The sequence below is a fragment of the Methylobacterium sp. HMF5984 genome (genome assembly GCF_045033435.1).
GTDB lineage: Bacteria > Pseudomonadota > Alphaproteobacteria > Rhizobiales > Beijerinckiaceae > Methylobacterium.
The window spans coordinates 3,337,233-3,350,444 of record NZ_JBJFLN010000001.1; the positions used below are offsets into that span (position 1 = coordinate 3,337,233).

Consider the following 13,212-nt stretch of genomic DNA (forward strand, 5'->3'; position numbering starts at 1 on the left):
CTTGTTTGAATGCGGGGTCGGGTATGGCGCCGAGAGATTAAGAATCCGGTGCCTGTTGCGGGGTAGACGCCCGAGCGCGGCCGCGGTTCCGGAAAAACGGCTCAGCTTGCGTGTTTTGCCGCATTGTCGCCCCAATCGCGCAAAGGGGCTCGCCGCCCCGATCACACGAAGGGCTCGCTCAAGGATGCTGCGGTTTCCGCGCGGGCGGCGTGCGGCGCGGCACGATCGAGCCGGTGCGGCCTTCCGGCTCCCCGGACGACAGCGCCCGGATCGGGTCGCAGTTAGCGTCGCGGCGGCCCTCCGCGTCGGCGAAGACCGCGCTCGTGGCCGGGTCGGCGCGCGCGTCGAGGGTGAGCGCGTCGAGGGTGCAGGCGAGCGTGCGCGGCTCGGGCGGCTGCCCGAGGGGCGCACAGAGCCAGCCGTCGATCCGCGCCGGCTGGGCCTCCAGGGTGACGAAGCCGGTGCAGATCCGGCGCCCCGCGCCCGACAGCGTCGCCTCCAGCGTCTCGACCGCACCGAATTTCGTGGCGATCCGCCCGCGCTGGCCGGTCCGGATCACCGAGAGGTTCGGGCCCTCCGCCGCCCGCTGGGCCAGGGTCACGAACAGGCCGGGCTGCGGCTCGGGGGCGTCCCGCGTCAGGGTGAGGCGCAGATGCGTCTCCTCGATCGCCGCGAAGTCGCCGCGGCCCAGCGTCTGCTCCTGTGGGCCGTGCCGCGGTTCGATCCGGGCGGCCTCGCCCGCCAGGTCGAGGCGCAGGCGCCCGGCCGTCTCGGCCGGGACGGCGGGCCGTAGCGCGAGCGTCATGGCCGGCACGAAGGCGATCCCGAGATCGGTGGTCGTGACGGGGGCCGGCGCCGGCTCGGGCGGACGCGTCCGGACCGTCTCGCGGGACAGCACGCTCAGCGCGCCGATCGTCAGCACGGCGCCGACCGCGCGGCCGGCGAAGGCGACGAGCCGCCACCGCCGCGGCGCGGCCGCCGCGGGCGCGAGGCCGGGGAACGTCTCGTCTGTGGCCATCGGATGCGGTCGCGCCTCGGGAAAGCACCTGCATCCTCCGCCCGGATCCCCTCCCCGGTGGTTTCGATCCGCCGCCCGAGGCCGGCTTTCTCGGCACGCGGTGAATCGAACCTTGCCGCGGGGATGCATGACGAAGCGTGGGAGGCATGACGCCGCCTCCCTTGACAGGCGAGCGACCCCGGCGCCTTGCTCCCGCCTTCCGCAGGTCCCACCTTGCGACGTCGCGGGGCCGGCGGGTCATGGCCCGACGCGGGCGGCGGATGCCGGGATCGCGCGCGGCAAGCGGAGTCTGATCGAGATGGGTTACAAGGTCGCCATCGTCGGCGCCACGGGGAACGTGGGCCGCGAGATGCTGGACATCCTCGCCGAGCGGGCCTTCCCCGCCGACGAGGTCGTGGCTCTGGCTTCGCGCCGCAGCCAGGGCCAGGAAGTCTCCTTCGGCGACAAGATCCTCAAGGTCAAAGCCCTCGACACCTACGACTTCTCCGACACCGACATCTGCCTGATGTCGGCCGGCGGCGAGACCTCCAAGGAGTGGTCGCCCCGCATCGGCGCGCAGGGCTGCGTGGTGATTGATAACTCGTCGGCGTTCCGCTACGAGTCGGACGTGCCGCTGATCGTGCCCGAGGTGAACGCCGACGCGGTGGTCGGCTTCTCCAAGCGCAACATCATCGCCAACCCGAACTGCTCGACGGCGCAGCTCGTGGTCGCCCTGAAGCCGCTGCACGAGGCGGCGACGATCAAGCGCGTGGTGATCTCGACCTACCAGTCGGTCTCCGGCGCCGGCAAGGACGCGATGGACGAGCTGTTCAACCAGACCCGCGCCGTGTTCACGGCCGGCGAGGTGAAGCAGGAGAAGTTCACCAAGCGCATCGCCTTCAACGTCATCCCGCACATCGACGTGTTCATGGAGGACGGCTACACCAAGGAAGAGTGGAAGCTGGTCGCCGAGACCAAGAAGATGCTCGACCCCAAGATCAAGCTCACGGCCACCGCCGTGCGCGTGCCGGTGTTCATCGGCCACGCGGAGGCCGTCAACGTCGAGTTCGAGCGCCCGATTTCCGCCGAGGAGGCGACCGCGATCCTGCGCTCGGCGCCCGGCATCCTGGTGATCGATAAGCGCGAGAACGGCGGCTACATGACCCCGCACGAGGCGGCGGGCGAGGACGCGACCTACATCTCCCGCATCCGCGAGGACGCGACGGTGGAGAACGGCCTGAACTTCTGGTGCGTCTCGGACAACCTGCGCAAGGGCGCCGCCCTGAACACGGTCCAGATCGCCGAGCTCCTGATCAACCGCAAGCTGATCGGGCGGGACAGGAAGGCGGCCTGAACGTCGTCCGACGATCGGGATCCATGATTGATCGAGGCGCCGTCCCGCTGGTCGGGCGGCGCCTTTTCATTTTGCAGATCAGGCTGCCGAGCGATGAATCTCGATCTTGGACCGCACCTGCTCCTCGTCGCTCTCGCATCGACCAGCCCGGCGATCGCGAACGACGATCTGATGAAGCATCTGGCGAACCCGGCCGAGCAGGTGCTGCAGACGGTCGACTACGCCAACACGCGCTATTCGAAGCTCGACCAGATCAACGCGGGCAACGTCAAGAACCTCCAGGTGGCCTGGACCTTCTCGACGGGCGTTCTGCGCGGCCACGAGGGCTCGCCGCTCGTCGTCGGCAACATGATGTACGTCCACACGCCGTTCCCGAACATCGTCTACGCGCTCGACCTCGACCACGAGGCCAAGATCGTGTGGAAGTACGAGCCCAAGCAGGACCCGTCGGTGATCCCGGTGATGTGCTGCGACACGGTCAACCGCGGCCTGGCCTACTCGGACAACGCGATCATCCTGCACCAGGCCGACACCACGGTGGTGTCGCTCGACGCCAAGACCGGCAAGGTGAACTGGTCGGTGGTGAACGGCGACCCCAAGAAGGGCGAGACCAACACCGCCACGGTCCTGCCGGTGAAGGACAAGATCATCGTCGGCATCTCGGGCGGCGAGTTCGGCGTGCAGTGCCACGTGACCGCCTACGACGCCAAGACCGGCAAGAAGGTCTGGCGCGGCTACTCGATCGGCCCGGACGACCAGATGCTGGTCGACCCGGAGAAGACCACCTACCTCGGCAAGCCGGTGGGCAAGGACTCGTCGACCAAGACCTGGGAAGGCGACCAGTGGAAGACCGGCGGCGGCTGCACCTGGGGCTGGTTCTCCTACGACCCCAAGCTCGACCTGATGTACTACGGCTCGGGCAACCCCTCGACCTGGAACCCCAAGCAGCGTCCGGGCGACAACCGCTGGTCGATGACCATCTGGGCGCGTAACCCCGACACGGGCGTGGCCAAGTGGGTCTACCAGATGACCCCCCACGACGAGTGGGACTACGACGGCATCAACGAGATGATCCTCACGGATCAGAAGGTCGGCGGCAAGGAGACCCCGCTGCTGACCCACTTCGACCGCAACGGCTTCGGCTACACCCTCAACCGCGCCACCGGCGAGCTCCTCGTCGCCGAGAAGTTCGACCCGGTCGTCAACTGGGCCTCCAAGGTCGACATGGACCGGGCGTCCCCCGGCTACGGCCGGCCGATCGTCGCCGAACGCTACTCGCCCGAGCGGACCGGCGAGGACGAGACCACCACCGGCATCTGCCCCGGCGCGATCGGGGCGAAGAACCAGCAGCCGGCGGCGTTCTCGCCCGGCACGGGGCTGTTCTACGTGCCCACCAACCACATCTGCATGAGCTACGAGCCGTTCCACGTCACCTACACGACGGGCGTGCCCTATGTCGGCGCCACCGTCGGGCTGCAGCCGCCGCCGGGCGAGTCCCGCACCGGCGCGTTCGTCGCCTGGGACGGCGTCGCGGGGCGGATCGCATGGTCCCTGCCCGAGCCGTTCTCGATCTGGTCAGGCGCCCTCGCCACCGCCGGCGGCGTGGTCTTCTACGGCACGCTCGAGGGCTACCTGAAGGCCGTCGACGCGACGACGGGCGAGGAGCTGTACAAGTTCAAGACCCCGTCGGGCATCGTCGGCAACGTGATGACCTACCGGCACGGCGGCCGTCAGTACGTGGCGGTGCTCTCAGGCGTCGGCGGCTGGGCCGGGATCGGCCTGGCCGCCGGCCTCACCGACCCGGCGGACGGCGCCGGCGCGGTCGGCGGGTACGCGGCACTGTCGGATTATACCGCGCTCGGCGGCCAGCTCACCGTCTTCGCCTTGCCCGTGCGGTGACGAGGCTGCGATACCAATCTGTGGGTGAATTTCCCACATCAAGCAGAAACATGCGCGTCGCACGATGTCGCTCCCGTTCGAGGAGCCGATCGATTCGATGCCGGATTCGCCTGCCACGCCGCGACGCCTGCGCCTGCGCGACCTTCTCGTCGCGATCGTGCTGACCGTGTGGATCGTCGCCGTGGCGCGGACCGAACGGACCGCGCAGCTGACTCCGCCGGTCGTGTCCTACGCGGCGGCCTCGCGCTGAGGCAGATCTCACAGCGTTCCGTCCAGGCGCTGCCCGATAGGTGCACCGGGCGCCGGCGCGCGGCCCGGGTCGAGACGCAAGGGTTGGCCGCCCGAAAGCCGGACCCGCGTCGGCTCCGTGCCGGTTTTCGTGTCTCCCTCCCCCGACGCCGATCCGGCCCCGGAGCTTAGTCCATAAGCGAATTCAGAATAGGAAAATAAACTGTACATTCCCGCTTTGTTCCGGTAAATGATCCTCATCGAAGGCGATTCGGATCGATGCCACGGCCAGACAACCGAGGATCGGTGAAGAGGTCCGGCAACTGAAGGGGCTTCTGGCCGGGCTCTCCCTCGACACGAAGCTGCTCCGCCTGGAGCAGGCACTCCGGCGAAAGGATTGGTCCGACCAGCCGCGCGCTCCTTTCGGTCAGCCTAACGGTGGGCAATGGATTGCCGGCGGCGGTGGGGATGGGAACGCCGTCGATCCGGACGTGCTGCGGCTGATCAAGCCGCAATGGGCACAGATGCCCGCAGCCGAGCCCACCCAGACCCGCGAGGAGACCCGTCTCGACGACGGCACCCGCATCCTCTCGATCCGCATCTGCGCCGGCCGGCGCGACTTCGACGAGCAGCACGCGGTCACCGCGCCGGACGGCGAGAGCCGGGTCTTCGAGACCCTCGGCGCGACGCAGACGATCCGCGACGGCGTCTCCGGCGAGATCCTGGGGCGCAGCACCTTCACGGCGAACGGCGCCGAGCCGGACGCGACGGTGCAGCCCGCCTTCCTGCAGGCGGTTCCGCTTGCCCTGGCGGCCGTTCGGGTCCTACGGACGCTCGAACTCGCCGGCACGCTCTTCGCGACGCTTTCGGCGCAGCGGGGTCGCTACGGCACCGTCCTCGGCACCACGGCGCACGAGTTCCGTGGCGCCGAGGACTTCAAGCACATGCCGGCGATCTGGGTTGGTCCGCTCGACCAGGCATCCCTCGACGCCGCCTGCCCGAAGACCGGTGAGATCCAGACCCAGCTCGACGCAGTCGCCATGGCGGTTCGACAAAGTGGCGCGTATCGAACGCCGCAAGCCATTGGCACCGCGATCCACGTGCTGATGGATCGTTGGGCAAAAGCCCAGAACATCGCCGATTTCAAATCGGAGCTGTCGATCCTCAAGACTGGAGACGAAGGCTTGTATGGTCAGTCCGGCACGAGCCGCCTCGACCAGTTTCATAGCCCACAGCCGACCGTCGCCTGCGTCTACGACTACAAGACGGGGCTTCGCGGCCTCGGTTGGTCCGATTCGGTGCGTTACGCGACCAGGGCCAAGATGCTGTTCCCCAAAACGCAGCGGATCATCGTCATACAGATGCGGGAGTCGCGATGACGACCAAGAAGCAGTTGGCTCGGCTTTTCCGGGACGTGCTGAAGCACAATCCGGATTGGGTCCAAGTGAAACCGTATGCGATCTGGATCCGCCCGATCCGCCATTGCATCGCGCAGATCTACATCTATCGCGGCAGGTCTGCCGATGTATTTTGGCCCAGGTTCAGTATCGCGCCCTTGTACTGGAGTGGCGCGAACTGGGATTGGAATGTCGGCAGTTTTTCCGAGGGGTTCCGACGCGAGCCTCTACCTGCCCCCTTCACCTGGGACTACTTCCTCCAGCCCGATTACGAGCGCAGGCCGGAATTTCTCCAGCTTGCCGCCTGGGCGGCCACGGTCGGGGACTTCGCGTGGGCAGATCCCGAAATCGGCCGCATCTTCACGCGCGCGGTCGAGGAGCAGGTCCTGCCGCTGCTGCGCCCGATGGCCCTCGACCACCATGCCTATTTGGACTTCTACCGCAGCCATATCATCCCTCGCGGTAACGTTCACGACGAGCAGCGCATGGCGATCGCGCTCGCGGAGGGCGCGCTGGACGAGGCGCGCGAGTTCCTGGGCCAGATCTGGCGGTGGTACGAGAGCGACACCTACGGCGATTACGAGCCGCCGGAGATCCTCGACTATCCCAAGCGCGGCGCGCGCACGCAGCGCGCCATCGAGGCCTGGGAGAAGGCCGGCCGCTGCACCGACTACCGGCGCCGCCGCCGCCGCATCCTCGAGATCGTCGAACCGCTCCGCACCGGCGACCGCGCGGCCATCGCGGCGATCCTTCACCGCTGGGAGGCCGAGGCGGCGCGCTTCCACCAGGCCGAGCGCTGGTGGGAGCCGACGCCGTTTCCCATCGAGGAGGGGCTGGCCTGAGCGACCGTCGATCCGACCTCACAGAGGCCCTTCCACGGTCCAGGATCGCTCCTCGAGCGGTTCCCGGGTCGTCCGGCTGCTTCGGGTCGAGGCGACGCGCAGCCGGAAAACGCTTGAATTCTTCGCGTTCACCCGCTAGATCGTTCCTCATCAGTTCTGGTTGCAGTCGCGAGGCTGCGGTTCGGGAGTGGGCCCCACCGGGTCCGCTCTTTTTTATTGCCGCAAGCCCCTCTCCTGTCCTCCGGAGCGCCGCCCCATCAGCGAGCCCGATCCTGAGCGCAGTCATGTCAGAGCCGACCGCCGTCCCCTCGCCCGAGCCGTCGGCTGAGCCGACGGAGAAGCGCCTGGTCCGCGAGACCGGCGTCGCCGCGCGCGTGGCGCAGGTGATCGAGGGTCCGATCGAGGGGCTCGGCTTCCGCCTCGTGCGGGTCAAGGTGTCGAGCGCGAACGGCTGCACCGTGCAGATCATGGCCGAGCGGCCGGACGGCTCGATGTCCATCGACGAGTGCGAGACCGTGAGCCGCGCGATCTCGCCGATCCTCGACCTCGATGACCCGGTCGGCATCGCCTACTATCTCGAGATCTCCTCGCCCGGCATCGACCGTCCGCTGGTCCGGGTCTCCGACTTCGCCCGCTGGGCCGGCTACGAGGCCAAGATCGAGCTCGCCGTGCCGCTCGGCGGCCGCAAGCGCTTCCGCGGGATCATCGGCGAGCCGGACGCAGCGGCGCTCACCGTCCCGGTCGACCTGCCCGACGTCAAGGAAGGCCTGCCGAGCCGGGTCTCGCTGCCGCTGCGCGACCTCGCCGATGCGCATCTGGTGCTCACGGACGAACTCGTGCGCGAGTCGCTGCGGCGCGGCGGAGGCCCGGTGCAGGACCTCGACGAGGCGCTCGACGACGACGAGGCGGAAGACGTCCCGGCCCTTCCGCCGGCGCCGTTCCCGAAGCGGCAGAAGGCTTCCGCCAAGCCCAAGGCGGCCAAGCCGAAGCCCGCTTCGGACGCGCCCAAGAAGCCCGTGACCACCAAGGCGGCCCGCCTCAAGGACCGCGACTCGCTTCACTAGAGCATCGCCGCCCGCCCCGCTTGCAAAGCGGCGACCGGGGCGGCACCCCAAGAGAAGGACCGACACAGATGGCCGTCGTCAGCGCCAACCGGCTCGAACTCCTGCAGATCGCCGACGCGGTCGCCCGCGAGAAGGTGATCGATCGCTCCATCGTGATCGACGCGATGGAGGAGGCGATCGCCAAGGCGGCCCGCTCGCGCTACGGCGCCGAGACCGACGTGCACGCCGAGATCGACAACAAGACCGGGGCGCTGCGGCTCTCCCGCCACCTCCTCGTGGTCGACCTCGTCGAGAACGACGCCCGCGAGATCACCCTCGACCAGGCCCGGCGCTACAATCCCGGCGCGCTCGTCGGCGACGTGATCTCCGACACCCTGCCGCCGTTCGATTTCGGGCGCGTCGCCGCGCAGTCGGCCAAGCAGGTCATCGTCCAGAAGGTGCGCGACGCCGAGCGCGACCGTCAGTTCGACGAGTACAAGGACCGCATCGGCGAGATCGTGAACGGCCTCGTCAAGCGCGTCGAGTACGGCAACGTCATCGTCGACCTCGGCCGCGGCGAGGGCATCGTCCGGCGCGACGAGATGATCCCGCGCGAGACCTTCCGCCCCGGCGACCGAATCCGCTCGTACCTGTTCGACGTGCGCCGCGAGGTGCGCGGGCCGCAGATCTTCCTGTCGCGCTCGCATCCGCAGTTCATGGCCAAGCTCTTCGGCCAGGAAGTGCCGGAGATCTACGACGGCATCGTCGAGGTGAAGGCGGTCGCCCGCGATCCGGGCTCGCGCGCCAAGATCGCGGTGATCTCGCGCGACGGCTCGATCGATCCGGTCGGCGCCTGCGTCGGCATGCGCGGCTCGCGCGTCCAGGCGGTGGTCGGCGAGCTCCAGGGCGAGAAGATCGACATCATCCCGTGGTCGGAGGACCAGGCGACCTTCATCGTCAACGCGCTGCAGCCGGCCGAGGTCGTCAAGGTGGTGCTCGACGAGGAGGCCGACCGCATCGAGGTGGTGGTGCCCGACGACCAGCTCTCGCTCGCCATCGGCCGCCGCGGCCAGAACGTGCGCCTGGCCTCGCAGCTCACCGGCTGGGACATCGACATCCTGACCGAGGCCGAGGAGAGCGAGCGCCGCCAGAAGGAGTTCGCCGAGCGCACCACCGTGTTCATGGGCGCGCTCGACGTCGACGAGACCGTCGGCCAGCTGCTCGCGGCGGAAGGCTTCCGCAACGTCGAGGAGATCGCCTACGTCGACATCCAGGAGCTGTCCTCGATCCAGGGCCTCGACGAGGAGACCGGCGCCGAGATCCAGGCCCGCGCCCAGGATCACCTCGCCCGGATCGAGCAGGAGCACGACGACCGCCGCACCGAGCTCGGCGTGCAGGACGAGCTGCGCGAGATCGACGGCCTGACCACGCCGATGCTGGTCTCGCTCGGCGAGAACGACGTGAAGACGATCGAGGATCTGGCCGGCTGCGCCACCGACGACCTCGTCGGCTACACCGAGGGCCGCGGGCCGGAGGCCAAGCGCCACGCCGGCTACCTCGACGGCTTCGAGGTCTCGCGCGCCGAGGCCGAGGCCATGATCATGGCCGCCCGCCTTCGCGCCGGCTGGATCGAGGCGCTGCCCGAGCCCGAGGCGACCGAGGACGCGGCGGAGTCCGCCGAGGCCGAGGCCAACTGACGACGCGAGGTCGGGCGATGATTCAGGCCGCTCAGCCGCCGGCTGACGAGGGCGTCGAGGACGTCGTCCTCGATGCCGGGCCGAATCGTGGCCGACAGGGCGCGCTGCGCACCTGCATCGTCACGCGCACCGCGCAGGCGCCCGACGCGATGATCCGCTTCGTCCTCGGGCCGGACGGCGCCGTCGTGCCGGACCTGCGCGCCCGGCTTCCCGGCCGCGGCGCCTGGGTCAGCGCGCGCCGCGAGGACGTCGCGACGGCCGTGAGGAAGCGGGCGTTCAACCGGGCGTTCAAGACGCAAGGCGCGACAGCCTCCGCCGACCTGCCCGACCGGATCGCCGAGGGGTTGCGGGCCGACCTGCGGCAGGCGATCGCGCTGGCCAACAAGGCCGGCTGCATCGTGACCGGCTTCACCAAGGTCGAGGCGGCGATCGGCGCGCAGCCGCGCGTCGCTGCCGTGATCCATGCGTCGGACGCCGCGCCCGACGGTCGCCGCAAGATCGCGGCGGCATTGCACCGGCGGCACGGCGATGCCATATCCCGCATACCGATCGTTGACGACTTGTCCGAAGACGAATTGGACATGGCCTTGGGTCGGGATCATGTGATACACGCTGCGCTCGTCGCAGGAGTCGGGGCCGCCGGCTGCCTGGCGCGTTGGCGTCGGCTACGCTCCTTCGAGGGCGTCGCCGCGGCGATCGAGGAGCGCGGATCCGCCGGATACGGCGGGGATGCTCCCCCTCTGCAAGACGATGCCGTGACGGATCAGGCCGGCGCTCCGCGGGTTGCCGGTTCACGCGACGATGGAAACCCTCAGGGTTCAGGCTGAATGAGCGATACGAATAATCCGGGCGACAAGACTCTGAGCAAGACTCCTGCGAAGCCGCTTTCCTTGAAGCGCCCGATCGAACAGGGGACCGTGCGCCAGAGCTTCTCCCACGGCCGCTCCAAGCAGGTCGTGGTCGAGACGGTGAAGCGCCGCGTGATCGGCGCGGCGCCGGCGCCCGTCGCCCCCATCGCGGCCCCGACACGGGTCGCCCCGCCTCCGCCGCCGGTCGCCCCGCGCCCGGCGCAGCGGTCCGCGTCCGGCGTCGTGCTGCGCACGCTGAGCGAGCAGGAAAGCTCGGCGCGCGCCGCAGCGCTCGCCGACGCGCAGCGCCGCGAGCAGGAAGCCCGCCGCCAGGCCGAGGCCGCCGCCGAGGCGCAGCGCGCCCAGGCCGCAGCCGAGGAGCGCGAGCGCGAGGCTGCCGCCGCCGCCAAGCGCGCCGAGGAGGCGCGTCGCCAGGAGGAGGAGAAGCAGCGCGCCGCCGAAGCCGCTGCCGCCGCCGCCGAGGCACGTGCCGCCGCCGAGGCGGCGCCGGCCAAGGCGCCCGAGCCTGCCGCCGCGCCGGCGCAAGCTTCCGATCAGGTCGCCGCGCCTGCGGCCGCTCCGGTCGCCGCCGCGCCCGCGGCCGCCAAGCCCGCACCGGCTCCGCGTCCGGCCGCGGCTGCGACGCCTGCCGCTCCGCAGGCGGCGCGTCCCGCCGCCGGGGCCGCGCGTCCTGCGCCGGCCGCCGCACGGCCACCGCTGACCGCGCGTCCGACCCCGGCCGAGCCGCGCAAGACCATCACCGCGGACGTGCGCAAGCCGCAGAACCTGAACTTCATGGCGCGCCCCGCCCCGGCGCCCGAGCCCGAGAAGAGCGCGAGCCCGACCACCGCGGCACGGCCCGCGGGGACCGCTGCGCGTCCGGCCGGCCGCCCGGCGGCGAACGAGGACGAGAGCGAGACCAAGCGCGTCATCCGCCGTCCCGGCATGCCGCTGAAGATCATCACGCCGCCGAAGACGCCCAAGCAGCCCGGCGGCGACCGCAACCGCGGCCGCCTAACCATCGCGACAGCGACGTCCGGCGAGGACGAGCGCACCCGCTCGATCGCCTCCTTCCGCCGTCGCCAGCAGCGCATGAGCGGAAGCCGGCAGGTCGAGCAGAAGGAGAAGCTGTCGCGTGAGGTGACGATCCCGGAGACGATCACGATCCAGGAGCTCGCCAACCGCATGTCGGAGCGGGCGGTCGACGTGATCCGCCTGCTGATGAAGCAGGGCGAGATCCACAAGATCACCGACGTGATCGACTCGGATTCGGCGCAGCTCATCGCCGAGGAGATGGGTCACACCGTGCGCCGCGTCGCCGAGTCGGACGTGGAAGAGGGCCTGACCTCCGACGAGCCGGATCTCGACGAGGATCTCGATCCCCGTCCTCCGGTCGTCACGATCATGGGCCACGTCGACCACGGCAAGACGTCGCTCCTCGACGCGATCCGCAAGGAGAACGTGGTCGAGGGCGAGGCTGGCGGCATCACCCAGCACATCGGCGCCTACCAGGTCGCGTCGCCGTCGGGCGACATGATCACCTTCATCGACACCCCCGGCCACGCAGCCTTCACCTCCATGCGCGCCCGCGGCGCCAAGGTGACGGACATCGTCGTGCTCGTGGTGGCGGCCGACGACGGCGTGATGCCCCAGACGATCGAGGCGATCCAGCACGCCAAGGCGGCGGGCGTTCCGCTGATCCTGGCGATCAACAAGATTGACAAGCCCGAGGCGAACCCGCAGCGGGTCCGCACCGAGCTGCTCCAGCACGACATCCAGGTCGAGTCGATGGGCGGCGAGACGCTGGAGTTCGAGGTTTCGGCCAAGACCGGCGACGGCCTGCCCGACCTGCTCGAGGGCCTGCAGCTGCAGGCCGAGATCATGAACCTGCGCGCCAACGAGAAGCGCGACGGCGAGGGCACGGTCATCGAGGCCAAGCTCGACCGCGGCCGCGGCCCCGTCGCGACCGTGCTCGTGCAGCGCGGCACCCTGTTCACCGGCGACATCGTCGTCGCCGGCGCCGAATGGGGCCGCGTCCGCGCGCTCATCGACGACCAGGGCGAGAACATCCAGTACGCGGGACCGTCGGTCCCGGTGGAGGTCCTCGGCTTCAACGGCACGCCGGATGCCGGCGACCGCGTGATCGTGGTGCCGAGCGAGGCCCGCGCCCGCGAGGTCACGGAGTATCGTGCCCGGACGAAGCGCGAGCGCCAGAACGCCCGCACCGGCGGCGCCAACCGCTCGCTCGTCGACATGATGCGCGACCTGAAGGAAGGCGCCGGCCGCAAGGAGCTGCCCGTCATCATCAAGGGCGACGTGCAGGGCTCGGTCGAGGCGATCTCGGGCGCGTTGGAGAAGCTCGGCAACGACGAGGTCTCGGCCCGGATCCTGCTCGCCGGCGTCGGCGGCATCACCGAGTCGGACGTGACCCTCGCGACCGCCTCTAAGGCGGTGGTGATCGGCTTCAACATCCGTGCCCACAAGGAAGCGCGGGAGCTCGCCGAGCGCAACGACGTCGAGATCCGCTACTACAACATCATCTACGACCTCGTGGACGACATCAAAGCGACCCTGTCGGGCATGCTGCCTCCGACGCTCCGCGAGGAGCGCCTGGGCGAAGCCTTCATCCAGGAGATCTTCGAGGTCTCGAAGGTCGGCAAGGTCGCCGGTTGCCGCGTCTCCGACGGCGTGGTCCAGCGCGGCGCCCATGTCCGCCTGATCCGCGACAGTGTGGTGATCCACGAGGGCAAGCTCTCGACCCTGAAGCGCTTCAAGGACGACGTGAAGGAAGTCACGTCGGGCCAGGATTGCGGCATGGCGTTCGAGAACTTCGAGAACATGCGCGCCGGCGACACCATCGAGTGCTACCGGGTCGAAGAGATCCGCCGCACGCTCTGATCGCGTTCG

At 69.6% G+C, this 13,212-nt stretch carries 10 protein-coding genes; 9 read left to right on the forward strand and 1 reads right to left on the reverse strand.

Annotation, left to right across the window (positions count from 1 at the left end; genetic code table 11):
- Window positions 1–178 precede the first annotated feature (178 nt).
- On the reverse strand, window positions 179–1,018 hold the full coding sequence (locus tag ACFZ8E_RS16190; RefSeq protein WP_405043249.1) for a hypothetical protein: 840 nt from the start codon (window positions 1,016–1,018) through the stop codon (window positions 179–181).
- A 298-nt stretch (window positions 1,019–1,316) separates the two neighbouring features.
- Here ACFZ8E_RS16190 and ACFZ8E_RS16195 point away from each other — a divergent pair, with 298 nt between their 5' ends.
- The 9 genes from ACFZ8E_RS16195 (at window position 1,317) to infB (ending at window position 13,203) form a co-directional block, all read left to right on the forward strand.
- Window positions 1,317–2,351 carry an aspartate-semialdehyde dehydrogenase gene (locus ACFZ8E_RS16195; RefSeq protein WP_147729787.1) on the forward strand — a complete coding sequence of 345 codons (1,035 nt, stop codon included), beginning with the start codon at window positions 1,317–1,319 and terminating at the stop codon, window positions 2,349–2,351.
- A 93-nt stretch (window positions 2,352–2,444) separates the two neighbouring features.
- Window positions 2,445–4,250, forward strand: a complete 1,806-nt coding sequence (locus ACFZ8E_RS16200; protein WP_405043250.1) for a methanol/ethanol family PQQ-dependent dehydrogenase — start codon at window positions 2,445–2,447, stop codon at window positions 4,248–4,250.
- Between the two features lie 97 nt (window positions 4,251–4,347).
- Complete coding sequence (locus tag ACFZ8E_RS16205) at window positions 4,348–4,500, forward strand: hypothetical protein (protein WP_243931665.1); 153 nt, start codon at window positions 4,348–4,350, stop codon at window positions 4,498–4,500.
- A 469-nt stretch (window positions 4,501–4,969) separates the two neighbouring features.
- Window positions 4,970–5,857 (forward strand): hypothetical protein, encoded by an 888-nt coding sequence (locus tag ACFZ8E_RS16210; protein WP_405043251.1) that lies wholly within the window; start codon window positions 4,970–4,972, stop codon window positions 5,855–5,857.
- Window positions 5,854–6,717, forward strand: coding sequence for a hypothetical protein (locus ACFZ8E_RS16215; protein ID WP_405043252.1), 864 nt, complete (start codon window positions 5,854–5,856; stop codon window positions 6,715–6,717). The genes ACFZ8E_RS16210 and ACFZ8E_RS16215 overlap by 4 nt, the downstream gene beginning before the upstream one ends.
- A gap of 284 nt (window positions 6,718–7,001) precedes the next feature.
- Window positions 7,002–7,781 (forward strand): ribosome maturation factor RimP, encoded by a 780-nt coding sequence (gene rimP, locus ACFZ8E_RS16220; RefSeq protein WP_405043253.1) that lies wholly within the window; start codon window positions 7,002–7,004, stop codon window positions 7,779–7,781.
- A gap of 68 nt (window positions 7,782–7,849) precedes the next feature.
- Complete coding sequence (gene nusA / locus ACFZ8E_RS16225; protein WP_243937444.1) at window positions 7,850–9,457, forward strand: transcription termination factor NusA; 1,608 nt, start codon at window positions 7,850–7,852, stop codon at window positions 9,455–9,457.
- Between the two features lie 17 nt (window positions 9,458–9,474).
- Window positions 9,475–10,284, forward strand: coding sequence for an RNA-binding protein (locus ACFZ8E_RS16230; RefSeq protein ID WP_243937445.1), 810 nt, complete (start codon window positions 9,475–9,477; stop codon window positions 10,282–10,284).
- Complete coding sequence (gene infB / locus ACFZ8E_RS16235; RefSeq protein ID WP_243986668.1) at window positions 10,285–13,203, forward strand: translation initiation factor IF-2; 2,919 nt, start codon at window positions 10,285–10,287, stop codon at window positions 13,201–13,203.
- Window positions 13,204–13,212 lie beyond the last annotated feature (9 nt).